This window comes from Saccharopolyspora hattusasensis (assembly GCF_050972075.1).
GTDB classification, from domain to species: Bacteria; Actinomycetota; Actinomycetes; order Mycobacteriales; family Pseudonocardiaceae; genus Saccharopolyspora; species Saccharopolyspora hattusasensis.
Genome location: NZ_JBPCDC010000001.1, coordinates 8,597,389 through 8,619,573, shown reverse-complemented (window position 1 = coordinate 8,619,573; position 22,185 = coordinate 8,597,389). Strand labels below are relative to the sequence as shown.

Genomic DNA, 22,185 nt, shown 5'->3' with positions numbered 1-22,185 from the left:
CGACGCGGATCACGGCCGCGGGAGGGAAGCGCCCGACCTGCAACAACGGTAATGGGGCCCACCTCCTCGGTCGCGCACGGCTCGGGAACACTACATCAGCGCCACCGGCCCGGGCTCGGGCGGCCGCACCAGCGGGACCCGGACCGCCGTCCACACCGGACGAACCGCGCATCACTGCTCGGAGGTGAAGCGGTACTTCGCGGCGATGATGCCGAGCTAGGCGGGTCCAGCCGGCCGGCGGCACTCACCTGAGCCCGGTCCTCGATCAGGTCCTCGGCGAAGCTGTCCCACCCGCCGGGCGAGGAAATCTGCAGCACGCGCGGCGGCGGTGTGGATCCAGGCCGCAGGGCATGCGCAACACCGTGCGGCAGCAGCACGAACCGGCCCCGTGTCGCGGTGTGGCTCCGCCCGCCGAACTCGACGGTGAGCGCTCGTTCAAGCCATGGATGCACTCGTCGGCTTCGTGGTGGACGTGCCGGGGGATCTCCTGGGCGACGACGATTTCCAGCAGCGAGAACGCGCCGCCCGCGTCGCTGCCGCGCGCCTTTAGGCCGGCGGAACCCCCAGCCGACCCGGCCGCGCCTGACCGGCCTCCAGGACCTAGTAGAACCCGCCGCTGCTCCCCGCCGCCCGCGCTGGTGTCGCCGATGCGCTGGCGCTAGCGCGTGGACCGGCTCCTCCGGAGAGGTTGCGCATGGCGTGGGTGACACCGCGCGGGAGCAGGGCGCACATCCCGGCGGTCATCCAGTGGGTGCGGCCGCCGAAGTCGATGCGGCCGCCACGGTGGCCGGGAAAACGCACTGGTGCCGTGGCAGGCCTGCCACGGCACCAGTGTCTCCAGCAGGTTCTGGCATCAGTCGCCCGGTTGTTGGTTGCCCCGGTGTTGCGTCGCGGCGCGTGGCCGCCGGACTGATGCCTCGACCGCGCCCGGCCGAGCGGCCGGGCAGGGTTGCGTACTGACGAAGGTCAGCGCCGGGCGTGGCTGCTCGACGCAGGGTTCCGCATCACCATGCGGGCCCGCTGCATCTCACGCGCCATGCCGCCCAGCCAGCGAACCAGACCTGCCATCGGGGCGTCCTCCACTAACTACGAGGGATGAGTCGACGGTCCTTCATCCCGTTGTTAAATCCCGTTCACGACAACCGGCGCGAACCGGGCGGGACGAAGCCGTCTCACCCGCCATGTCGTCGCAGGTAGTTCCCGCGTTTCTGGCAATTCATAACGTATTGGTAACGACGATTCGGATGGGGTGCTCATCCGCCGACAGGGGCAAGCCCGAGGGTCTTTCGCGGACGCTGGCGCGCATCCCCCGGACGGACCATCAGCCCGGGTGAGCGCCAACGGTATCCCGCAGTTCCCCGGCCAGGGCCAGGTCCGACTGGCGTGCGCAGTGCGCGCAGCAGAAGAACCGGCCGCTGGCTTCCACGCCATGCCCCAGAATCCGGGTCCCGCAGTGCTCGCACTGCGGTGCGAGCCGCTGCGTGGCGCATTCGAAGCAGTCGAAGGTGTGCACTCCGCCGCCGACAGTGTGCACTTCGAAGGTCATCCAGTATTCGTTGCCGCAGACTTCGCAGGTCCCCATGGTGTCGCCTTTCTGCGGAAAAGAAGGGGAGTGGACACCCGCAGCATGCGGCCCTACTTATGGGTCAGCAACCGCGCCGCCGGAGGATTCCGGTCACCGCCCGCGCCACAGCCACCCGCCGACCGCCGTGATGTGCCAGCATGATCACGACCACGCCGAAGGAAATCGGGGGAGCACATGCACGACGACCGCCACATCGTCGAACAGCGCCTCGACCGGGTACTGGCCGAACGCCTACGCCCTGCCTACTACTCCGAAACACTGCCCTGCGAGGTCGCCGTCTGGCACGCGCCCGGCGAACCGGTGCCGGTCGCGGAGGCACTGCACGCCGATTACGCGCCCGCCGCCATCGGCGAGGCCTGGGGACCGGCGTGGGGCACCAGCTGGTTCCGGCTGACCGCGACCGTGCCGCCGCAGTGGGACGGCCGCGTCGTCGAAGCTGTCGTCGACCTCGGTTTCGACGACGACCGCCCCGGCTTCCAATGCGAAGGCCTCGCCTACAGCCCCGACGGCACCCCGATCAAGGGACTGCACCCCCGCAACACCCACCTGCCCGCCGGGCGGAACTCCGCCGGACGCGAACGCACCTGGTACGTCGAGGCCGCCGCCAACCCCATCATCCTCGGGCCCAACGGATTCCAGCCCACCGAACTCGGCGGCCAACCCACCACCAAGACCCCGCCGCTGTACCGGCTGCGCCGCGCCGAACTCGCCGTGCTCGACGAACCGGTGTGGCAGCTGGTCCAGGACACCGAGGTCCTCGACCAGCTGATGCGGCAACTGCCGGTGGACTCCCCACGCCGCCACGAGATCCTGCGCGCCCTAGAACGCATGCTCGACCGCCTCGACCTGCACGACATCTCCGCCACCGCGCCCGCCGCCCGCGCCGAACTCGCCGACACCCTGGCCCGGCCCGCCCACGCCAGCGCGCACGTGATCTCCGCCGTCGGCCACGCCCACATCGACTCCGCCTGGCTGTGGCCGCTGCGCGAAACCATCCGCAAGGTCGCCCGCACCACCTCCAACGTCACTGCCCTGATGGCCGAACACCCCGACTTCCACTTCGCAATGTCGCAGGCCCAGCAGCTGGCCTGGATCAAGCAGCACCACCCGCAGTTGTTCGACCGCGTCCGCACCTTCGCCGACACCGGGCAGTTCGTGCCGGTCGGCGGGATGTGGGTGGAAGCCGACACCAACATGCCCGGCGGCGAGGCCATGGCCCGCCAGTTCGTCCACGGCAAACGCTTCTACCTCGACGAGTTCGGCATCGAGACCCGCGAGGTGTGGCTGCCGGACTCCTTCGGCTACAGCGCCGCCCTCCCGCAACTGGTCGCACAGTCGGGCTCGCGGTGGTTCCTGACCCAGAAGATCTCCTGGAACCAGACCAACAAGTTCCCCCACCACACATTCTGGTGGGAAGGCATCGACGGCACCCGGGTGTTCACCCACTTCCCGCCCGCCGACACCTACAACTCCGAGATCACCGGCGGCGAACTCGCCCACGCCGCAGCCAACTTCTCCGAACGCGGCTACGCCACCCGCTCCCTGCTGCCCTTCGGACACGGCGACGGCGGGGGAGGACCCACCCGCGAAATGCTCGCCCGCGCCTACCGCACCGCCGACCTGGAAGGCTCCCCGCGAGTACGCCTGGACACCCCCGAGGAGTTCTTCACCGACGCAGAAACCGACCACGCCCGCCCCGCGGTGTGGTCCGGCGAACTGTACCTGGAGATGCATCGCGGCACCTACACCTCGCAGGCCAAGACCAAGCAGGGCAACCGCCACAGCGAACACCTGCTGCGCGAAGCCGAGCTGTGGTGCACCACCGCCACCGTCACCACCGGCCGCGACTACCCACACGAGGCCCTGGACCGGCTGTGGAAGCAGGTGCTGCTGCACCAGTTCCACGACATCCTGCCGGGCTCCTCGATCGCCTGGGTGCACCGCGAAGCCGAGGCCACCTACGCCCGCATCGCCACCGAACTCGAAACGATCATCGACGGTGCGCTGCAAGCCCTCGCCGGCGAACCCACCCGGCCGCTGACCTTCAACGCCGCCCCGCACACCCGCCACGGCGTCCCCGCGCTGGGCGCCGCCACCAACACCAACACCGCGGCACCCACCGCCACCCGCCACCCCGACGGCGCCATCACCCTCGACAACGGGCTGCTACGCGTCACCATCGACCACCACGGGCTGCTGACCTCGGTCTACGACCACGCCGCCGAACGCGAAGCACTGGCCGGCCCGGCGAACCTGCTGCAACTGCACGCCGACCACCCCAACGCCTGGGACGCCTGGGACCTCGACGCGTTCTACCGCCACCACACCCGCGACCTCACCGACCTCGACGAGCTCGACCTCGCCGGCGACACCATCCGAGTTCGCCGCAGCTTCGGCAAGTCCGCACTGGTCCAGCACATCAGCCTCGCCGCAAACTCCCGCCGCGTCGACATCGACACCGACATCGACTGGCACGAAACCGAGAAGCTACTCAAGGCCGCCTTCCCGCTGGACGTGCACGCCGACCGCTCCGCCGCAGAAACCCAGTTCGGGCACGTCATGCGCCCGACCCACACCAACACCTCGTGGGACGCGGCCAAGTTCGAGATCTGCGCACACCGCTTCCTGCACGTCGCCGAACCCGGCTACGGCCACGCCCTGGTCAACGACTCCACCTACGGCCACGACGTCACCCGCGACACCCACCCCGACGGCGGCACGACCACCACCGTACGGCTGTCGCTGCTGCGCGCGCCCCGCTTCCCAGACCCCGACACCGACCACGGCCACCACCGGCTGCGCTACGCCCTGGTCGCCGGCGCCGACATCGGCGAAGCCATCCGCGAGGGCTACCGCATCAACCTGCCCGAACGCACCATCAGCGGCTCCCACCCAGTGGAGCCGCTGATGGCCGTGGACAACGACGCGGTGGTCGTCGAAGCGGTCAAACTCGCCGACGACCGCAGCGGCGACCTCGTGGTGCGACTTTACGAGTCACGGGGCGGCCGGGCCCGGGCACGGTTGACCATCTCCTTCCCAGCCACCTCGGTGACCCGCACCGACCTGCTCGAACGTCCCCTGGCCGAACCGGATGCCAACCCCCAAGCATTGGACCTGCGGCTGCGTCCCTTCGAGATCCGCACCCTGCGCTTCGCCCGCCCCACCCAATGACCACACAACTCCCCGACGACGCGGTCCGCCGCGAAGACGGCCAACCAGTCGCGGTACTGGCTGCTGGTGCTGGGCTGACCGCGGTCCCCGGCGCGATCGCACGCATGCGGCAGCTGCGGCACGTCGACCTCGACGGCAACACCATCCGCCGCCTACCCGCATCGGTCGCGACGCTGCCGCAGCTGCACACCCTGCTGCTCTACGACAACGACCTCACCAGCCTGCCCGGTGAATTCGGCCCCGCACTGCGGCATCTCAGCGTCGGCCGCAACCACCTGACCGCACTACCCGACGCCCTGTGGCAGACCACGACCCTGCACGCCCTCAACCTCGCCGAGAACAACCTGGTGGAAATCCCCGAAACCATCCGGGCGCTGTCGCAGCTGCGGATGCTCGACCTCGGCCACAACCAGCTGAAAGAAATCCCCGCCGCCGTCGGCGACCTACCGCAGCTCAGCGATTACCTCTACCTCAGCAATAACCAGCTGCGTCACGTTCCCGCCGCACTCGGCGACCTGCAAGCCCTGGACTACCTCAACCTCTCCGACAACCAGCTCACCGAACTGCCCGCATCCCTGAGCGGCATGAAAAACCTGCGCGAACTGCGGCTCTACAACAACGCGCTGACCGAACTGCCGTCCACGCTGGGCGGTTTGCGCCGGCTGCGAGAACTGCACGCACGCAACAACCGGATCACCGCGCTGCCGGACTCCCTGCCCGGTCTGCGCCAGTTGCAACACCTGGAACTGCGCAACAACCCACTGCAGCGCCTGCCGGAATCCATCGGCGCGCTGACCGAACTGACCCACCTCGACCTGCGCGCCACCGCACTTCGCGAACTACCCGAAAGCCTCGCGGCCCTGCCCCGGCTGACCAAACTCGACCTGCGCTGGACAAAACTCGACCAGCGCCCCGGCTGGCTCCACGAACTGCGCCACCGGGGATGCGCGGTCCTGCTCTGAAACGCCGCGGCCTAAGCCGATCGCGCAGGTCGCCCGGGAGCTGGGCATCAAGGCAGGGTCCACCACACCCTTGGTTTCCAGTCCGTCCGAGGCCTGGAATTCCCGCACCACAGTGCCCATCCGGTCCCCGCAACGCGCATCTGCGGCCACGTAACGGCCGCAGGAGGTCAACAGCACCTGCGCCGCGCGCGAGCGCTACCTGCGACGTGTCGTCGCCATGTGGTGCACGATGATCTTCCCGGCTTGCTGTCGAGCACGTCAACCGCCGCCGAACAGGGTTCCCGCGCCGGCCAATCGACGCGATCTCCGGCGCAACCGACCGCCGGAAGACGAGCGCGGCTGCCCCACCCGGGCCCTGCTCGGCCTGCCCTATTCCGACCGCCCCGGTTACAGCGCCCGCTGGCGACCCTGATGCCCGCCCACCGTGCCGGTCGTGCCGATCCGGTCCCACAGGTAATCCGCGAAAGCGATCGGCTCGAGGTTGAGCATCACCCGATCGCGGCCAAGTTGGACTGCAACAGCGTCACCTCGTGGTCAACGTCAGCCGGCCGATACCTGCCTGGTTCAGGATCCGCCGGCGCCTCCGCAAGATCGCGATGAGCTGGAGGCAGGTTCAGGCGGCACGACATCGTGTTCGGCAACGGCCCGGTGGAAACGGTGTCCGCGCCGCCGCGGAAAGCCCGCAGCGCACCCTGGTAGTAGGCGAGTCGAACCGCCTTGCGCACCGCAGGATTCGTGGTGGGCCCGTCGACCATGTTGAACACCACGACCGACTCCAGGTTGGCCGGGAAGGTGCGGACCGTGATCTAGCTCGCGCATCCTTGCTGGTGCAATGGTTCGAAAAGGTGGTTACTGACCCGAAACCCGCCGAAACGCGCCAGTGCCATCAGGTGGGGGCTAGGCCGCCAACGGCAACCAGGGGGTGGTGGCACGCGCCGGCAGGGGACCGCAGACTGGTGGGCTGCGGGGGAAGAGGAGCACTCTCAGCACGGCATGAGGGGGACTCTAGGGGACTGGAGTCCCCGCCGCGGTCAGGGACAACCAACGCGCCAAACCGCATGCGGCGCGAGGAAGGGAGCCTTCGGGTTTCAGTTTCATTGGACAGTGCAACGGAAATATTCTCCATTTGATGGATAATGTTGATTATCCATCAAATGGAGAAGGGCCTACAGGAGTGAACCCAGGGGCCTTCACAGGGGATGGAGGGTGCCCGCCCATCTTGATCAACTTCTGTCACAAATGCATGCACAGCGAGCTTCTCCGGTGACGGCGCATCGCGCGCCTGTCGGTTGATCATGCCGCCAAGTCGCCCCGACGGCGTGGGCGTTCTGGGAATCAAGATCGGTCTGCTACAGACCATTTGGATCATCATGGACCGAGTCGGCTCCATCGATGTTGCAGACGAGCGCTCTTTCACCCGCCTATTTTTGTCACTGTGACGTTAATAGGTTGCGGAAGCCTGCTTGGCTGCATGAGAGCTTGGTCGTCATGCCGCGCCGTCGGCTGGCTCGTCGAGCTCGGCCATCCGCGCGACGACTGCGAGAACGAAGCACCACGAGTGTTGACTCATTGCGACGCGGCTTCAGGGTTCGCGTCCGGCGCCGAATGCGTCACCGGCCGGTCCTGTCGGCGCCCAGCATGAAGTCACGCAAGTCGACGTCCGATGCGGCGAGGTGGCCAGAGCCGACGAGGCGCAGCAAAGGCCCTTCTGGGGCCCGTCGCCGCAGGTCGATCAAACGCCGATAATGTACATTATGTTAAGTGATTGGGAACGGGCAGAAGCCCTCCTCCAGCCGGACACTCCATGGGTGTCGGGTCGAGGCCGTGAAGGCGTGCAACATCGACGAGCACCACTGCGACCGACGCCGGCGGTCCTCTTGATGGTTGTGTTGCGTCGGCACCCGTTCGAGCAGCGCGTCGAGATCAGCGGGTCTGCACAAAGGGTTGTTCATGCCGATCGCCGCCCGGCGATCGGCCGCCGATCTGACGCCACTCCCCTTGCTTCCAAGGCTGAAATCCCTCCATCAGTGGTTATGCCGGGGGAAACGGTGCTCCGGGCGGTCGCAGCGATGCAGCCCCCGCCGGATGATGAATGGCGAACCCATTCCACTCCACGACAGCAAGACCTGTGCGCTCGTACTTCTGGAGGCATTAGTGGCAGTCCTGTGCAGACCGGCGGTTGCAGTTCCCGAACACGTCATCACGGCGGAGGAAACCCTCGAACTCGCCCGACGTGTCCACGCCGACCATCCACAACTCCCCCTGGTCCTGCGGTTGATCAGCAACACCGGGGTCCGCAAGCGCCACCTCATCCGCCCCATCTCCGAAACGCTGCAGCACCCGGGGTTCGAGGCGCGCAACAGGATCTACGAGGAGCACGCCAAGCAGCGCGTGCCCGCCGTCGTGGCCCGGGCCCTGGCCAACTCCGGGTTGCGCGCGGAGGACATCGACCTGCTGGTGTACGTGTCGTGCACCGGGTTCATGATGCCGTCGCTGACGTCGTGGCTGATCAACTCGATGGGGTTCCGCCACGACACCCGGCAGTTGCCGATCGCCCAGTTGGGGTGCGCCGCGGGCGGTGCGGCGATCAACCGCGCTCACGACTTCTGCACCGCCTACCCCGACTCGAACGCCCTGATCATCGCTTGTGAGTTCTGCTCGCTGTGCTATCAGCCCGACGACCACGACATCGGTTCATTGTTGTCCAACGGGCTGTTCGGTGATGCGGTCGCCGCAGCTGTTGTGCGGGGTGCCGGTGGTAGCGGGGTTCTCCTGGAACGCAACGCCTCGGCGATCATCGCGGACACCGAGGAGTGGATTTCCTACCAGGTCAAGGACACGGGTTTCCACTTCCGGTTGGACAAGCGGGTGCCGACGACGATGGAGCCGCTGGCGCCCGCGCTGCGCGCATTGGTGGATCGTCATCGGTGGGATGTCGCTGGACTGGACTTCTACATCGTCCACGCCGGTGGGCCGCGGATCCTCGATGACCTCACGAAGTTCCTGGGGGTGCCGCCGGTGGCGTTCCGGTTCAGCCGGGCGACGCTCACCGAGTACGGCAACATCGCCAGCGGTGTCGTGCTCGATGCGTTGTTGCGGATGTTCGACGAGGATTCGCTGACTGCTCGGGCGCGTGGGCTGATCGCGGGTTTCGGTCCTGGTATCAGCGCGGAGATGGCGGTCGGCAGTTGGTTGCCGGATCCGCAGGTGTCGTTCGTCCGTCCTCGGAGTGAGTCCGTCCCGTCGTTGGGAGGTCGTTGATGTCGGATGGGTGCCCTCTTCGGTCCTACGATCCGCCGAACATTTCCGGGGTGGGTTTCGACCCGGATCTGGCCGGGTTCCTCCGGGACGAGCCGGTGGCCCGGATCCGGATGCGCTTCGGTGAGGGCGAGGCGTGGCTGGTGACGCGGTACGAGGACGTCAAGTTCGTCACCTCGGATCCGAGGTTCAGCCGGGCGGCGATCGCGGGTCGTCCGTTTCCGCGGATGACCAAGCACGTTATCCCGTTGGATCGGGCGGTGAGCTATTCGGATCCGCCTGAGCATGCGCGGATCCGGCGGGTGGCGGCGAAGGTGTTCGCGCAGCGCAACGTCGAGCGGTTGCGGGTGCATGCCGAGCAGGTGGTGGCCGAGCGGGTGGATGCGCTAGTGGCTGCGGGGCGGCCTGCTGACCTGGTCGAGCACGTGGTGGCGCCGTTTCCGATGACGATGATCGGTGAGGTGGTGGGCATTCCGGTGGCTGACCGGTCCTGGTTGATGTGGTGCGCGGAGACGTTGTTCAGCATGGCTCGTGATGAGGCGGAGGTTGCCCGCAACGGTCGGATCAAGGAGGAGTTGTACGCGTACTTCCAGAAGTTGGTGGCGCGGCGTCGTGCGTGGCCGCGTGATGATCTGGTGACGGTGCTGGCGGATGCCCGTGATCGTGGCGAGATCGGTGATGAGGAACTGGGTGCGTTGGTTGTGCTGGTGTCGCTGAACGGGTGGCATGCGGTGCGCTACAACAGTTCGAGCATGCTGTACGTGCTGTTGACCGAGCGGGGTTTGTGGGAGCGGTTGGTGGCTGAGCCGGGGCTGATTCCGCATGCGGTGGAGGAACTGCTGCGCTTTGTTCCGCATAAGCGCGGTGTGGGGCAGCCGCGGGTTGCCACCGAGGATGTCGTGATTCGGGGTGTTCGGATCCGGGCTGGGGATGTCGTGCACATCTCTTATGTGGCGGCGAATTGGGATGCGGAGGTGTTCCCGCATCCGGAGCGGGTTGATCTGGATCGTGCGGAGGTTCCGCATCTGGCTTTCGGGCATGGTCCGCATTACTGCGTGGGGCCGTTGTTGGCGCGGATGGAGGCGCAGGTTCTGCTGGGGGTGTTGTTGGATCGTCTCCCCCGGCTTCGGTTGGCGGTTTCTCCGGATGAGGTGCGGTGGCGGCGGGACGTCATGATCCGTGGTCCGGTTGATCTGCCGGTGTCCTGGTGATCGTTGTTGGTTCGGGGAAGGTGGTGGGTTGATGGAGGGTTTCGTTGTTCCGCCTGGTGGTGGGAAGCGCATCGTCACGGGTGCGCAGGATGTGACGTTCAAGGTCACCGGGGTGCATTCGATGGCGGCGTCGAGTTTCGAGGTGGTGGTGCCGCCGGGTTTCGATGTCGGTGCGCATGTGCATGCCCGCAGCGAGGAGTTGTTCTACGTGCTGGAGGGTGAGCTGGAGGTGTTGGCGTTCGAACCGGTCGTTCGCGGCGGGGATGGTTGGTCGGAGTGGGAAGGGGAATCGGGTCAGCGTGTGTGTCGTGCTGGTCCGGGCAGTGTCATGTTCGTTCCGCCTGGTTGTCCGCATGCTTTCGCCAATCGGGGTGATGTGGTGGCGCGGATGTTCTTCCAGTCTTCGCCGCCTTCGCATCATGAGCGGTATTTCGAGGAGTTGTTGGAGATTCTGGATGCGCCGGGTGGTGTGGATCGTGCTGCGGTGGCTGAGCTGCGGTTGTGTCATGACATCGAGCAGTTGACGCCGTTGCGGTTCGAGGCTTGAGGTGGCGCTACGACAAGGAGCGTGCGAGATCTCGGTGTTCGCCCTGCACCTGCGCCAGTCCCGTGCTCGTTCATGTCAGCACCGTGCTGGTTGGGCCGGTCTTCGCCGGCCTCGGGTGGGATCGATGGTCTCGGGCGGGGACCGGCGCGACCGGACCGCGGATGCGGTTGTGGCTGGCATCGGCGCGGGTTTCTTACTTGCTGTGCACGATTTGGATCAGGTTGCCGCAGGTGTCGTCTAGGACTGCTGTGGTGACCGGGCCCATTTCCAGCGGCTCTTGGGTGAAGCGGACCCCGAGTTCGCGCAGTCGGTTGAACTCGGCGGTTACGTCCTCCACGGCGAAGGAGGCTGCTGGGATGCCGTCCTTGACCAGCGCCTCTTTGTATGGTTTCACGGCGGGATGGCTGTCGGGTTCCAGCAGCAGTTCGGTTCCGTCGAGGTCGTCTGGTGAGACCACGGTGAGCCAGCGGTCCTTGCCCAGCGGGATCTCGTGTTTCTTCGCGAAGCCGAGCATGTCGGTGTAGAAGCGCAGGGCCTTGTCCTGGTCATCGACGAAGACGCTGGTGAGGTGGATCTTCATGGGGTTCCTCCGTTGTGTCGGCTTGAGCCAGCGGGTGATGATGCGCTCAAGGGGTTTGGTGTTCAGGTCGTGGAATTTGTAGCGGCCTTGGCGCCGTGAACGGACCAGACCTGCGGATTCCAGTACTGCCAGGTGTTGGCTGATCGCCTGGCGGGAGAGTCCGAGTCCGTGTTTGGTCATGAGCCGCGTGCAGATCTCGAATAGGGTCTGGCCGTCCCGTTCCACCAGCTCATCGAGGATGCGTCGGCGGGTGGAGTCGGCGAGGGCCTTGAAGACATCCTCCGCCATGCGCCCAGCATAGGCAAGTCATGACTTGCCTATCAAGTTGGGTTCGCTTCGCCCGAAGGCCCGGTCTGTGTTTCGCAGGCGGTGGTCAGCGCGGGGTGAACAGCGCGGGCTCGGCGAGTTCTTGCCAAGGCTTCGGGCATGGCAGCGACGGTGGGGCTGGTGCACGGCAGCTTCCTGGGGCCGTGGTCGTGGCGTGACGTCGTCGCTGGCCCTGACCTGTTCGCTGCGCTACTGGCGGGTCTGGCGCGGTCGTCGGGCTGATGGGCGCTGGGGGTCGGGTGCGGTGGTATCGCACTCGACCCCCAGGCGGTTCAGTTCTGCGGCACGGCCATTTCGCCGAGCAGGGACCAGTCCTGCTGAGCCAGGGTCGTGTTGATGATCCGCGGGGTTTCGGCGAGGTGCGGGGGCAGTGTCTGCCGCGCCTTCTTGAAGTGTTCGGACTGGACGTGCGCGGCGCCTGCTTCGTCGTCGCGGAAGGCTTCGACCAGGACGTATTCGTTGGGGTCGTCGAGGCTGCGGGACCAGTCGAACCACAGGCAGCCGGGTTCGGCGCGGGTCGCCTGGGTGAATTCGGCGGCGATCTGCGGCCACTGGTCGGCGTGTTCGGGGCGGATTCGGAACTTGGCGGTGATGAAGATCATCGCGGGTACTCCTCCAACCGGTTGGGTTGCTCGGGTTCGGGAACGCCGAAGATCCTAGGTGTCCTTTCGCAGGGTCGTTGGGGCTGGTCGGCGATTCAGCAGCTCCGGTCTCAGCTAGGTCCATGACCAAGTTCTTGGCGGCCTGCACGACCCACGAGGCGGACGGGTGCGGGTCACGCCGAGGATGAGGATACGGCGGCTTGAGTGTCAATTACCGCGAGTATGTACAGGACAAGGTAATCGTCTCGAAGAAGTCGCACACGAGGAGTGCGTCTGCTTGGGAGCGCGGGAAGTCCGCCCAGGTGTTGGAGACGCGTTCGGGTGCGGGTGGGATCCCGGCGTCTTTGAGGATTTCCCAGACTGTTGACTCGGCTACCTTCACTCCGAGGACGAGCAGCTCACCGTGCAGGCGACGATATCCCCAGTTCGGGTTCTCGCTGGCTAGGCGCAGCACCAGCGCTTGGACGGAGTGTATGGTGCGCGGCCGACCCCCGCGCTTGGACCGGGACTGGGCGGCGTGACGACGGGCTACCAGGTCGCGGTGCCACCGGAGCACCGTGTCCGGCCGCACCAGCAACCGCATCCGGTGCAGCACGTGCGTCGGCATTTGGTGTAATAGCGCGGCCGGGAAGGCACGGTCGCCTGATTCGAACCGTACTCGCTGCCCGCTCAGAGGTCGACCGGCAGGGCAACCCTGCCGGTCGATGCGCAGCTGAATGCCGCAACATCTCACCGCGCCACACGAAGCAAGTCGAATGTGCAATGTGGTGAGCGCTGTCAGCTGGCAAATACTCCAAGATCTCTACTCCGTTCGGGTATTCACGATATTAGCTTCACCCGCGCCGGTTGCTGCCACGTAGCGTGTGCCTCCAGTTCTTGCTAACAACCTACCGAAGAACGTTCTGGGGAGTTCATGACCGCCGCTCACGACACGCTGACGCTGACCGTTGTTGCTGCTGAAGGATTTGACGGTCACGCGCTGAACAGGCTGACCAGAGAACTGGCAGCCGAAATAAGGGCCATCGACCTGGTTGCTGAGCCGGAGCGCGAGGAGATCGACTCGACGGAAAGCCGGTCGAACGCCGCGGTCGTAATCGGCACGCTGGCGGTGTCCGGGGTGCTGTCGAAACCCCTGCTCAGCGCGTTGGTCTCACTCGCCCAGTCCTGGTTGCGGCGAAACGAACAGGACAAAATCGTCGTGGAGATCGATGGCGACAAGTTCGAGCTCAGCGGCTCCCCGGCTGCGGACCCGGCAGAGCTGCTGGACTCGTTCTACCGGAACAGGCGTGACAACGCATGAGGCATGCGCTGCTCATCGGTACGTCCCGATACGACAGCCCGCACTTGAACGATCTCAAAGCGCCAAGGCTGGATGTTCAACGGTTGCAGGAAGTCCTGCGAACCCGCGGCGAATTCCAGGTTCAGATCGTCGTTGACGGGACGAAGGCGGAGGTCGAGGCCACTCTCGACGAACTCTTCGACCGCAAGCGTCCCGATGACGTCGTGCTCGTGCATTTCTCTGGGCACGGCGAGCTGGACACCAGGGGTCGGCTTCACCTGTTGCCGCGCGATGCCGAGATAGATTCCGCCCGTCGGCTCCGAACCACCAGCGCCGTCCCCGCCGACCTGCTGCACAGGCTTGCGCGCGACAGCCACGCCGGCAGCAAGATGCTCCTGCTCGACTGCTGCTACGGCGGTGCTTACGCAGACGGTTTTAGCAGCCGGTCTGGCGGCGCGACGCCCAATGAGATGTTCCGGCAGGTTGAGAGCCGGGGCAGCGTCATCATCGCGGCGGCGGGAGAAGCCGGCAAGGCGTTCGAACCACCGTCCGAGGATGGCGCCCCGAGGCTCGCGATCTTCACGCAAGCCGTGGTCGACGCGCTTGAAGGCGAGGCGTCGGATGGCGACGGGGATGGCTGGATCGATCACAAAGACCTGGCCAGCTACGTGGACATCGTCGTGCCGCGATCCAATCGGCAGCAGCCGACCCACTTCAGCTTGGGAGTGGTCGGCGGGATCAAGCTGACCCGCGCGGCTCCCCGCACGGTCGGCCGCGATCAGTCAGGCGGTTCCACCCCAGGTGAGGCAAGGTCGGCGGCTGACGCACCGCTCGACCACGACCGGTGGCGTCAACTGCTGACCTATTATCGCACGTGTATAGAGCGCGAAGTGCGCACAACGTCGATGCCGGAGCTCTCCTCCCGGGGCAAGCAGTTCGCCCTCGTCGGTGCCGGGAAGGAACAGCTTCTGGTCGGCGCCGTCGAGGCACTTCAACCGCACGGGTCGGCTGCTGCTCTCGCCCGTCGCGCGGCGGCGGAAGGCCGCGGACTGCGCTACGGGTACCCCCTGGTGACCGTGGATGCCAATGCCAAGACGTCCGACAAGGCGTCGTGGAGGGTGGCTCCCTTGCTGGTGGTCGATGTCGAGGTCCAGCCGGACGGGTGGCTCGTGCGCAGCGGTGAGGTCAGTTTGAACGCTGAGCTGATAGACCACTGGATCGACTGGAACCCGCAGGAACGCGACGCGCTCCTCGAAGAATTCCAGGCTGACTGGGCACAGGGTGACCACCGTGGTTTGGCCGAAAAGGTGCGGCACTACCTCGGCTTCTCCGGGATCCGAGCGCTGCAGACGATCCGTCCGACCGCGTTAGTTGACGACATGGAGATGCGCCATCCGCGTGCGGGCGCGCACAACACTGCGGTGCTGCACACCGACGAAGCATCGTCGACCATCATGGCGAAACTCCTGGAGGACTACGAAAAGGAGCTGTTGGAAGCGGTCGCCACGTTCTCGCAAACCGCGCTGGCTGGTCTGGAAAGCCCAGAGCAAGGCGCGCAGAACGTCGGTGGCGCACCAGATCTGCTGGTAACACCGAGCGCCACCAACGAAGCGCAGCAGGACATCATCCGAGCCGCGATGAGCAGGCGGCTGACTGTGGCTACCGGGCCACCTGGCACCGGGAAGAGCCAGCTGATCACCGGCCTGGTGGCCACCGCGACCAGCGCTGGGGAAAGCGTTCTCATCGCGTCCACCAACAACACCGCGGTCGACGTCGTAGTCGACCGGAGCAATCAGCATTCCACCGGGTCGGTCGTTCGAACGGGAAAGAAAGAGTTCCGTAACGCTGTGGGCGATAGCCTGCGCGAGTTGGTCGCCGCCGTCAAGGATTACGCGCCGCTCAACGGCGGCATGCGCGCCACGGCGCAAGCCTGGCAGCAAGAATGCGCCGACCGCATGGCTGACCTCGACGCGCGAGCCGAGTCAGAGCACAAACTCGCTGGGACGTTGCTCGATCGAGCACGTCTACTACCTTTCCTGGACGCGACACCGCTGGAGGAGTTCCACTTCGTGGAGCTCTCCGACTATCTGCTCGGCCGGTGGCGGAGACAGGAGCATCGAGCTTCGAACTGGGGACTCTTCGGCTTCCTGGACCGATGGATGCTCCGCCGGCACTTGAACATCGAAATGGATCAACTGCCCACCTGGCGGGACCTGATCAGCGCCGAGCTGGATGTCCGACGCTGCAAGCAACATCTGCTGAGCCTCCCTGATGAGCGCAGTGTCCTTGGCGCGTTGCGCACGGCGCAGGACAGCCACAGGCAGGCGAGTGCCGATTTGTTGCGCTCGACGCTGCGGTCGAAAGTCGAGGCTGGTGAAGATGTCATCCTTGATCGGGCCACTGCCCTCTCCGGCCAGGAGGCGAAGCCCTGGGCGGGCTTCCAACGCTTGCTTAAGTTCGTTCCTGCCTGGGCGACCACAACGCTCGCGACACGGCCCAGCATCGTGCCGAAGCCGGGCCTGTTTGACCTGGTGATCATCGACGAGGCGAGCCAGTGCCCCGTGGCGCAGGTGCTCCCGCTGCTCTTCCGGGCCAAGCGGGCGTTGATCATCGGCGATCCGCACCAACTCAGCCACATCACCAAGCTGGAGTTGGGGCACCTTGACCGAGCCGCGGCGGAAGCCGGGCTTACCGACGAGTGGTTGCAAAGTCGGCAGTTCGACCACGGCCGGTTCTCCGCCTATCACGCTGCTGCCGCCGCGACCGGCGAAGTGCTCTGGCTCGACGAGCACTACCGGTGCCACCCGGAAATCGTCCAGACGGTGAACGAACGGGTCTACGGGAACAGGCTCCGGGTGCTCACGAATCCGGCGAATCTCATGACAGGCGACGACAAGCCTGTGCGGTGGGATCACCTCAGCAGCAACTGCGAAAGGACTCCGGACGGGTCGTGGGTCAATGACGACGAGGCTGCGCGGGTGCTGGCCGTCGTGAACGAGATACGCGCCGGGAACGCAACCAAATCCATCGGTGTTGTCAGCCCGTATGCAGCACAGCGGGCGAGGATCCGCGACCTCCTTCGCGGTGTCCCTGAGGTGCAAGTAGGCACGGTCCACACCTTCCAAGGCCGGGAGCGTGACGTGATCTTGCTTTCTCCTACCCTCTCGCAGGGCGCCGTGCCGAAGTCCGTCAAACGGCTCGCGAGCCACCAGAATCTCTGGAACGTGGCTTTCACCCGTGCGATATCCCGGCTGATCGTGGTAGGCGATGCGAACCTGTGGCGGAAAACCAGTGGCTTGCTGCGGAGTCTGCTCGCCCAAGCAGAGAACGCCGAGATCCAAGACGCTTCCGTTCCCGACATGGACGAACCGCTCGCCAAGCTGTACCAACGCCTCATCGTGGCGGGCGTACCGGTCGAAACAGGTGCCGACGTCGGCGGCCACCGCGCCGACCTGATGATCCGCTCAGCCAACGGGCCAGTCGCGGTGCTTCTCGACCGAAGCGGAACCGGCACCGATTCCGCCGGCACGTTGGGGAGAAATCTCCGCCAGCTCTGCACCGCCCAAGAACTCATGGACGACGCCACCAACGGCAAGGTCGTCCGGATACCGATCTGGCGCTGCTTCGACGACCTGCCCGGACTTGTCGAAGAGCTGCGCACAAGCTGATCGCTACTGAAACAGAGGTGCACCGGCACGAGCAGGCCGACCTCGGAAGGAAGACAATTACTCAGCTGAGATCAACCGTACCCGCAAGGCCTCCCTGTTGCTTCTCATCGACCAGGCGGTATCGCCCGCGTACCGACGAACCTCCCGATATCGCACGAGAGGCGCTGAACTACCCGCGCACCTAACGCGAACTGGCACTTCGTTGGGGCACGACCGATCGGGGGTCTGTAACGGGAACGATGTTTCCGTTACAGACGCCCGCCTCAGCTCATGGGGTGTCGCGCAGGTGTTGTGCGTAGTCCGCCAGACCTTCTCCGGTGGGTGGTGCAGCAGGCGTTGCAGGCGCAGCACCGGGTGGTCGCCGATCATGATGAGGGTCGTGTCGGTGTTCATGGCTGGGTGTCCTCTGGGTCGGACATGTTGTCGAGGTGGTGTTGCGGGGTGTCGAGCCGGTCGTGCCACATTTGCCGGTAGGGCGCCAGCCAGGTGTCGATCTCGGCCAGTGGTTCGGGGCGCAGTCGGTACCAGCGGCGTTGGGCGTCTTGGCGGACTTCGACCAGCCCGGCCTCGCGTAGCACCTTGAGGTGTTTGGACACCGTGGGTTGGCTCAGCGGCAGGCGGTCGACGAGGTCGCCGACGGCTCGTTCCCCGGTGCGCAGCAGGTCGAGGATGTCCCGGCGGTGCGGTTCGGCCAGGATTTCGAAGGTACTTGCCACCTCGTCAATATAGCCGACCGGAAATATGTTTTCGGTGGGTGGCTCAGGCGGTGAGCACGGCCTGGGTCTGGGTGGTGTGCCCGATGCGGCGCCCGGAGTCGTCCAGCAGCTCGGTCTGCACCGCGATGCTCGTGCGGCCGACGTGCAGCGGACGGCTGACCGCGTGCAAAGCGCCCTCGCGCAGCGCGCGGAAGAAGTTCGTCTTCGACTCGATCGTGGCCGTGTGCGCGCCCTCGGGCAGGTTCAGGAACGCGCAGACCGCGCCGACGGCATGAGCGCGGCGAGCTGCTGGTGGTCGACGGCGGTCACGGGGCCTCCTTGGTGAGAATCCGGGTTGCGGCGGTGACGAGTTCGGCGTTGTCGGCGGCGACCTGCCCGTCGGGCAGCAGCAGCGTGTCCTCCAGGCCGATGCGGGTGGCCAAGCCGCGGCGGGCAGCGACGGTGAGCACCGGCCACGCCCCGGCGGCCTCGCCGTGCAGCAGGATCGGCGTCGCCGCCGGGCGCAGCCGCTCCAGCAGCGCTTCGGCGGTGGTCGCCGCGCCCCGGGCGGTCAGGTCGGTGACCTCGGCCAGCACTCTCAGCACCCGGGCGCGGTGCGGGGAACGCAGGAACTGGCGGTCGCCGTCGGTGCCAGAGAAGATGCCCGCCTCTATGCCTACACCGCGCTCCAGCAGCACGGCGGCGACGTCGTCGGCGCCGGGTTCGTGCCAGTTGACCGAGGCGTGGTCGGGCAGCACCGTCCACGCCCGGATGGCCCGGATCCTGTCCGCCGGGTCCGGTGCGGTCCACGCGCCGGTGGTGACCCCGACGGGAACTGCGGGGGCGGCGGCCCGCACCGCGCGCAACGTGGCTGCGACCAGGTGCGGATCGAGGCTGTCGGTGCCGTCGGGCGCTTTGGGGTGCAGGTGGATGTCGTTGGCGCCGGCTGCGATGCTGTCCGCGGCGGCCTTGGCCAGCTCCTCCGGGCGCACGGGCAAGTGGAAGTGCTCGCGCGGGGAGCGCGCGCCGTTGAGGCAGACCTGCAACATGCGCCGATTCTCCCCCGATCCGGCGGGCGCGCGGAAGTTGGCGACCCCGATTCGTGATCATCGACAGCCACTTCGCCTCGCCCGGATGGGCGACACCACGGGCACCTGGTGGTGTGGCGGGGGTACTAGCGTGGTGGTGTGGTGTTGAGCAACCGGATCCTGCGGGGCGTGGCCAGCGGCGAGATCACCTTGGCGTTCCAGCGCTGGCCCAGCCCGCGGGCGCAGGCCGGATCGTGGCTGCGCACCGCGGTCGGGTTGATCGGCATCGGCGAGGTCACCGAGGTCGATCCGGGCCGGATCACCGACGCCGACGCCCAGCGCGCGGGCTTCACCTCCGCCGCGGGACTGCGGTCCTCTTTGGACAAGCACGGCCGCGGCGTGGTCTACCGCCTCGTCCTCAGCTACGGCGGCCCCGCACCCGAGCTGCGGCCGCAACCGGTGGATCTGCGTCCGCGCGAACGGGCCGCGATCGACCGGAAGCTGGCGCAGCTGGACGTCTCCGCCCCGCGCGGACCGTGGACGAGGACCGTCCTGGAAGCACTGCGGCGGTGCCCTGGCCTGCGCGCCGCCGAACTCGCAGCCGACCATGGACGGCCGGTGTCGCGCTGTAAATCCGATGTGTGGCAGCTGCGCGAGCTTGGCCTCGTCGAACCCCACGAGGCCGGATTCCGGTTGTCCCCGCGCGGAAAGTCCTACCTCGGCAGTCCCTAGAAACGGAGCCCTGTGACGGTCGATCAGGTCCACAACGCCCACCGCAACGGGGCCACGCCCACCGAACTCTCCCCCGACGACGCCGAATCCGCGCTGTACGTGGCGATCTGGGCGTACAGCAGCGGCGACGCCGCCACCGCGCACCGCGCCGCCGAAGCAGCCCGCGTCTTCACTCCGGACAGCGAGCTGGCCCGGCTGCTGTCGGCGATCACCGCCAACGGCGATGCCACCGCGGTCTACGACTCGCCCGCGGCGTTCCGGGCGTTCATCCGGGGCGGTGGCAACATCGGCCTCTACGAGGCGGCATCCACGGCGCTGCGCAAGCTCTACCGGCAGCAGAGGCCCCAGCGGCTGCTGGACATCGGCGCCGGGGACGGGCTGGCGCTGCTGCCCGCGCTCACCGAGCACCAGCCCGTCGTCGGGGTCGTCGAACCCAGCAGTGCGCTGCTGGCCGAGACCACCGCCGGACTCACCCGCCGCGGCATCACCCACCACTCCTGGCAGGACACCGCGCAGGATTTCACCGCCACCCACACCCAGCGGTGGGACCTGATCCAGTCCACCTTCGCGCTGCAATCCCTGCCCCGGCGACAAGACCCGGGTGCTGCGCTGGATCGCCGCGCACACCGGCCGGTTCGCGCTGGTGGAGTTCGACGACGTCGAGGTCGCCTCGGTGTGGGAGCCCGCGTGGTTCCGCGACTGCCTGGCCCGGGTGGAACGCGGCCTGCGCGAATACGACGCCGACCGCGATCTCGTCGGCGCCGGGTTCATCCTGCCTGTGATCCTCGGCAAGTTCGGCACCACCGCGCCCACCAACTACGAGCTGGCCGTCGACGGCTGGGTGGCGCTGCTGCGCGAGTCCGGATTCGCCGAGATCACCACGCGGCGGCTGGCCGACTACTGGTGGCGCCCGGCATACCTGCTCGAGGCGGTCACCGCGGCCGGATGATGCCGCGCTGCAACGCCGTGGTGATCGCCGCCAGCCACGTCATCGCCAGCCACCGCCGGTGCAGGGCGTGGCGCACCACCGCGCCCGCCGCGTAGACCGCGGTCAGCAGCACGGCCATCGCGACCGCCAGCCAGCTCGTGGACCCCGCGGCGTGGGTGAGGAACACCCGCGCGGTCGCGATGCCCAGCAACAGCAGGAATCCGGTGTGGAACGCCAGCCGCATCAACCGCAGGATCGCCCCCGGACCGGGGCTGGACGCGGACAACGTTTCGGACACTGCGCACACCTTAGAACCATGCCTGGGGGATGGTGCTCACCAGGACCTTTCTGGACACTGCGGGCAGGGCGCGGCATCGATCGTTCGGTTGAGTTCGGGATGCACCCGCGGCGGCGGCAGGATCAATCGGTGCTGCGATGGCAACGGCGCCGATCGCGGCGAGGCTGGATGCCGAATTCGACCACGACCGGAAAGCAGAACACCCGTGTTCCTCGCCATCCGCGACATCCGCTTCGTCAAGGGGCGGTTCGTACTCATGGGCTCGGTGGTCGGGCTGATCACGTTGCTGATCGTGTTGCTGTCGGGACTGACCGCGGGCCTGGCCCACCAGTCCACCTCGGCGATCACGCAGCTGCCCGCCACCCACATCGCCTTCGGCACTACCAGCGCCGAAGCCCCCGAGCAGTCTTTCGCCGACTCCTCGATCACCCAAGCCCAGCTCGACGCCTACCGCGGCACGCCCGGGGTGCAGTGGGCCGCGCCGCTGGGCATCATCCAGACCCGCCTGGAAACCACCGCCGGCGGCACGGCGGCCACCATCTTCGGCGTGCGCCCCACCGACGGCCCCGGTTACTCCGGGCTCCCTGGTCGTCAGCCGTGACCTCGCCGAGGACAACGGCCTGACCATCGGCCAGAGCGTGCTGGCGGGCACCCAGCGGCTGACGACCAGCGGCATCGCCGGCATCGCCTACTACAGCCACACGCCCGTGGCGTGGACGGCGCTGGAGACCTGGTCGGCGTTGCGTCCGCCACGCGCCGATGCGCCCCTGGCCACCGTCATCGCCGCGGGCATGACCGCCGACCCCGCGCAGGCCGACGCCGCTGCCGACACCACCACGGCCACCGCCGGCGCCAGCCTGGCTGCCATCGGCTCCTACTCCTCGGAGAACGGGTCGCTGCTGATGATGCAAGGCTTCCTGTACGCGATCTCCGCGCTGGTCGTCGGCGCGTTCATGACTGTGTGGACCATCCAGCGCAGTGGCGACATCGCCATCCTCAAGGCTCTCGGCGGCGCCACCGGATACCTGCTGCGCGACGCGCTGGCCCAGTCGGCGATCGTGCTGGTGCTCGGCGCCGGGGTCGGTGGGGCCGCCGGGGCGGGGCTGGGTGCGCTGGCGGTGCAGGCCGTGCCGTTCCAGCTCACCGCCGCCACCACCGTGGCGCCCATCGCCGCCATGATCGTCCTGGGCATGATCGGCGCCGCCCTGGCGATCCGGCGCATCACCTCCGTCGACCCGCTGACCGCGCTGGGAGCCGTCCGATGAGCCTCACCCTGACCGACGTCCACCTGACCTACCCCGATGGCGATCGCAC

22 protein-coding genes and 3 pseudogenes are annotated in these 22,185 nt (G+C 67.1%); 12 read left to right on the top strand and 13 right to left on the bottom strand.

The annotated features are described in order from the left end of the window. Window positions 1-1,321 precede the first annotated feature (1,321 nt). On the bottom strand, window positions 1,322-1,582 hold the full coding sequence (locus ACRXBZ_RS40935) for a Prokaryotic metallothionein (protein ID WP_433883654.1): 261 nt from the start codon (window positions 1,580-1,582) through the stop codon (window positions 1,322-1,324). 177 nt (window positions 1,583-1,759) lie between these two features. On the opposite strand from ACRXBZ_RS40935, the gene ACRXBZ_RS40930 reads away from it, so the two are divergent. Together ACRXBZ_RS40930 and ACRXBZ_RS40925 are read left to right on the top strand one after the other, a co-directional pair. Continuing rightward, window positions 1,760-4,756, top strand: a complete 2,997-nt coding sequence (locus tag ACRXBZ_RS40930; protein ID WP_433883653.1) for an alpha-mannosidase — start codon at window positions 1,760-1,762, stop codon at window positions 4,754-4,756. Next, complete coding sequence (locus tag ACRXBZ_RS40925; protein WP_433883652.1) at window positions 4,753-5,718, top strand: leucine-rich repeat domain-containing protein; 966 nt, start codon at window positions 4,753-4,755, stop codon at window positions 5,716-5,718. The genes ACRXBZ_RS40930 and ACRXBZ_RS40925 overlap by 4 nt, the downstream gene beginning before the upstream one ends. 60 nt (window positions 5,719-5,778) lie before the next feature. Here ACRXBZ_RS40925 and ACRXBZ_RS40920 read toward each other — a convergent pair. Together ACRXBZ_RS40920 and ACRXBZ_RS40915 are read right to left on the bottom strand one after the other, a co-directional pair. Then, a pseudogene (locus tag ACRXBZ_RS40920) lies at window positions 5,779-5,895 on the bottom strand (hypothetical protein); the annotation flags it as partial. Window positions 5,896-6,206: 311 nt separating this feature from the next. After that, a complete protein-coding gene (locus ACRXBZ_RS40915; protein ID WP_433883651.1) occupies window positions 6,207-6,485 on the bottom strand; it encodes a hypothetical protein in 279 nt (92 codons plus the stop codon). Between the two features lie 1,387 nt (window positions 6,486-7,872). Here ACRXBZ_RS40915 and ACRXBZ_RS40910 point away from each other — a divergent pair. Genes ACRXBZ_RS40910 through ACRXBZ_RS40900 form a run of 3 tightly spaced genes read left to right on the top strand, consistent with a single transcriptional unit; the run spans window position 7,873 to window position 10,734 of the window. Beyond that, on the top strand, window positions 7,873-8,979 hold the full coding sequence (locus ACRXBZ_RS40910) for a type III polyketide synthase (protein WP_433883650.1): 1,107 nt from the start codon (window positions 7,873-7,875) through the stop codon (window positions 8,977-8,979). Continuing rightward, complete coding sequence (locus tag ACRXBZ_RS40905; RefSeq protein ID WP_433883649.1) at window positions 8,979-10,187, top strand: cytochrome P450; 1,209 nt, start codon at window positions 8,979-8,981, stop codon at window positions 10,185-10,187. The genes ACRXBZ_RS40910 and ACRXBZ_RS40905 overlap by 1 nt, the downstream gene beginning before the upstream one ends. 31 nt (window positions 10,188-10,218) lie before the next feature. Next, complete coding sequence (locus ACRXBZ_RS40900) at window positions 10,219-10,734, top strand: cupin domain-containing protein (RefSeq protein ID WP_433883648.1); 516 nt, start codon at window positions 10,219-10,221, stop codon at window positions 10,732-10,734. A gap of 193 nt (window positions 10,735-10,927) precedes the next feature. Here the strand turns inward: ACRXBZ_RS40900 and ACRXBZ_RS40895 are convergent, their stop codons facing one another. Together ACRXBZ_RS40895 and ACRXBZ_RS40890 are read right to left on the bottom strand one after the other, a co-directional pair. Next, window positions 10,928-11,314 carry a VOC family protein gene (locus tag ACRXBZ_RS40895; RefSeq protein WP_433884121.1) on the bottom strand — a complete coding sequence of 129 codons (387 nt, stop codon included), beginning with the start codon at window positions 11,312-11,314 and terminating at the stop codon, window positions 10,928-10,930. Continuing rightward, a pseudogene (locus ACRXBZ_RS40890) lies at window positions 11,315-11,602 on the bottom strand (ArsR/SmtB family transcription factor); the annotation flags it as partial. It lies immediately after the preceding gene. Between the two features lie 138 nt (window positions 11,603-11,740). Here ACRXBZ_RS40890 and ACRXBZ_RS40885 point away from each other — a divergent pair. Beyond that, window positions 11,741-11,863, top strand: coding sequence for a hypothetical protein (locus tag ACRXBZ_RS40885; RefSeq protein WP_256413592.1), 123 nt, complete (start codon window positions 11,741-11,743; stop codon window positions 11,861-11,863). 50 nt (window positions 11,864-11,913) lie between these two features. Here ACRXBZ_RS40885 and ACRXBZ_RS40880 read toward each other — a convergent pair whose 3' ends face one another. Both ACRXBZ_RS40880 and ACRXBZ_RS40875 read right to left on the bottom strand, forming a co-directional pair. Continuing rightward, a complete protein-coding gene (locus ACRXBZ_RS40880) occupies window positions 11,914-12,243 on the bottom strand; it encodes a putative quinol monooxygenase (protein ID WP_433883647.1) in 330 nt (109 codons plus the stop codon). 211 nt (window positions 12,244-12,454) lie between these two features. Beyond that, complete coding sequence (locus tag ACRXBZ_RS40875; RefSeq protein ID WP_433883646.1) at window positions 12,455-12,850, bottom strand: helix-turn-helix domain-containing protein; 396 nt, start codon at window positions 12,848-12,850, stop codon at window positions 12,455-12,457. Window positions 12,851-13,156: 306 nt separating this feature from the next. Here ACRXBZ_RS40875 and ACRXBZ_RS40870 point away from each other — a divergent pair, with 306 nt between their 5' ends. Together ACRXBZ_RS40870 and ACRXBZ_RS40865 are read left to right on the top strand one after the other, a co-directional pair. Beyond that, window positions 13,157-13,543 carry a hypothetical protein gene (locus tag ACRXBZ_RS40870; RefSeq protein ID WP_433883645.1) on the top strand — a complete coding sequence of 129 codons (387 nt, stop codon included), beginning with the start codon at window positions 13,157-13,159 and terminating at the stop codon, window positions 13,541-13,543. Continuing rightward, window positions 13,540-17,190, top strand: a complete 3,651-nt coding sequence (locus tag ACRXBZ_RS40865) for an AAA domain-containing protein (RefSeq protein ID WP_433883644.1) — start codon at window positions 13,540-13,542, stop codon at window positions 17,188-17,190. The genes ACRXBZ_RS40870 and ACRXBZ_RS40865 overlap by 4 nt, the downstream gene beginning before the upstream one ends. Before the next feature lie 389 nt (window positions 17,191-17,579). Here the strand turns inward: ACRXBZ_RS40865 and ACRXBZ_RS40860 are convergent, their stop codons facing one another. The 3 genes and pseudogenes from ACRXBZ_RS40860 to ACRXBZ_RS40850 form a co-directional block, all read right to left on the bottom strand. Beyond that, complete coding sequence (locus ACRXBZ_RS40860; RefSeq protein ID WP_433883643.1) at window positions 17,580-17,906, bottom strand: ArsR/SmtB family transcription factor; 327 nt, start codon at window positions 17,904-17,906, stop codon at window positions 17,580-17,582. A gap of 43 nt (window positions 17,907-17,949) precedes the next feature. After that, a pseudogene (locus ACRXBZ_RS40855) lies at window positions 17,950-18,168 on the bottom strand (PaaI family thioesterase); the annotation flags it as partial. 43 nt (window positions 18,169-18,211) lie between these two features. Then, entirely contained in the window at window positions 18,212-18,934 is a 723-nt protein-coding gene (locus ACRXBZ_RS40850) for a 3-keto-5-aminohexanoate cleavage protein (RefSeq protein ID WP_168588803.1), read from the bottom strand. A 141-nt stretch (window positions 18,935-19,075) separates the two neighbouring features. Between ACRXBZ_RS40850 and ACRXBZ_RS40845 the strand changes: the two genes are divergently transcribed. Beyond that, complete coding sequence (locus ACRXBZ_RS40845) at window positions 19,076-19,645, top strand: ASCH domain-containing protein (RefSeq protein WP_433883642.1); 570 nt, start codon at window positions 19,076-19,078, stop codon at window positions 19,643-19,645. A gap of 23 nt (window positions 19,646-19,668) precedes the next feature. On the opposite strand, the gene ACRXBZ_RS40840 is transcribed toward ACRXBZ_RS40845, so the two are convergent. Both ACRXBZ_RS40840 and ACRXBZ_RS40835 read right to left on the bottom strand, forming a co-directional pair. Next, window positions 19,669-19,875, bottom strand: coding sequence for a hypothetical protein (locus ACRXBZ_RS40840; protein ID WP_433883641.1), 207 nt, complete (start codon window positions 19,873-19,875; stop codon window positions 19,669-19,671). Window positions 19,876-19,971: 96 nt separating this feature from the next. Beyond that, a complete protein-coding gene (locus ACRXBZ_RS40835; RefSeq protein ID WP_433883640.1) occupies window positions 19,972-20,208 on the bottom strand; it encodes a hypothetical protein in 237 nt (78 codons plus the stop codon). A gap of 38 nt (window positions 20,209-20,246) precedes the next feature. Here ACRXBZ_RS40835 and ACRXBZ_RS40830 point away from each other — a divergent pair, with 38 nt between their 5' ends. Then, complete coding sequence (locus ACRXBZ_RS40830; protein WP_433883639.1) at window positions 20,247-20,594, top strand: hypothetical protein; 348 nt, start codon at window positions 20,247-20,249, stop codon at window positions 20,592-20,594. Here the strand turns inward: ACRXBZ_RS40830 and ACRXBZ_RS40825 are convergent. Then, window positions 20,578-20,871, bottom strand: a complete 294-nt coding sequence (locus tag ACRXBZ_RS40825; RefSeq protein ID WP_433883638.1) for a hypothetical protein — start codon at window positions 20,869-20,871, stop codon at window positions 20,578-20,580. The two genes, ACRXBZ_RS40830 and ACRXBZ_RS40825, sit on opposite strands and share 17 nt — an antisense overlap. A gap of 205 nt (window positions 20,872-21,076) precedes the next feature. On the opposite strand from ACRXBZ_RS40825, the gene ACRXBZ_RS40820 reads away from it, so the two are divergent. Continuing rightward, window positions 21,077-21,472, top strand: coding sequence for a hypothetical protein (locus tag ACRXBZ_RS40820; RefSeq protein ID WP_433883637.1), 396 nt, complete (start codon window positions 21,077-21,079; stop codon window positions 21,470-21,472). A 37-nt stretch (window positions 21,473-21,509) separates the two neighbouring features. Next, a complete protein-coding gene (locus ACRXBZ_RS40815) occupies window positions 21,510-22,136 on the top strand; it encodes an FtsX-like permease family protein (RefSeq protein ID WP_433883636.1) in 627 nt (208 codons plus the stop codon). Window positions 22,137-22,185: the final 49 nt, after the last annotated feature.

What these genes read in the sequence shown, in the direction of transcription:
- ACRXBZ_RS40925 (WP_433883652.1), top strand. Translation starts at nt 4,753, where the DNA reads ATGACCACACAACTCCCCGACGACGCGGTCCGCCGCGAAGACGGCCAA.
- ACRXBZ_RS40885 (WP_256413592.1), top strand. Translation starts at nt 11,741, where the DNA reads ATGGCAGCGACGGTGGGGCTGGTGCACGGCAGCTTCCTGGGGCCGTGG.
- ACRXBZ_RS40870 (WP_433883645.1), top strand. Translation starts at nt 13,157, where the DNA reads ATGACCGCCGCTCACGACACGCTGACGCTGACCGTTGTTGCTGCTGAA.
- ACRXBZ_RS40875 (WP_433883646.1), bottom strand. Translation starts at nt 12,850, where the DNA reads ATGCCGACGCACGTGCTGCACCGGATGCGGTTGCTGGTGCGGCCGGAC.
- ACRXBZ_RS40935 (WP_433883654.1), bottom strand. Translation starts at nt 1,582, where the DNA reads ATGGGGACCTGCGAAGTCTGCGGCAACGAATACTGGATGACCTTCGAA.
- ACRXBZ_RS40880 (WP_433883647.1), bottom strand. Translation starts at nt 12,243, where the DNA reads ATGATCTTCATCACCGCCAAGTTCCGAATCCGCCCCGAACACGCCGAC.
- ACRXBZ_RS40850 (WP_168588803.1), bottom strand. Translation starts at nt 18,934, where the DNA reads ATGTTGCAGGTCTGCCTCAACGGCGCGCGCTCCCCGCGCGAGCACTTC.
- ACRXBZ_RS40900 (WP_433883648.1), top strand. Translation starts at nt 10,219, where the DNA reads ATGGAGGGTTTCGTTGTTCCGCCTGGTGGTGGGAAGCGCATCGTCACG.
- ACRXBZ_RS40930 (WP_433883653.1), top strand. Translation starts at nt 1,760, where the DNA reads ATGCACGACGACCGCCACATCGTCGAACAGCGCCTCGACCGGGTACTG.
- ACRXBZ_RS40905 (WP_433883649.1), top strand. Translation starts at nt 8,979, where the DNA reads ATGTCGGATGGGTGCCCTCTTCGGTCCTACGATCCGCCGAACATTTCC.
- ACRXBZ_RS40865 (WP_433883644.1), top strand. Translation starts at nt 13,540, where the DNA reads ATGAGGCATGCGCTGCTCATCGGTACGTCCCGATACGACAGCCCGCAC.
- ACRXBZ_RS40895 (WP_433884121.1), bottom strand. Translation starts at nt 11,314, where the DNA reads ATGAAGATCCACCTCACCAGCGTCTTCGTCGATGACCAGGACAAGGCC.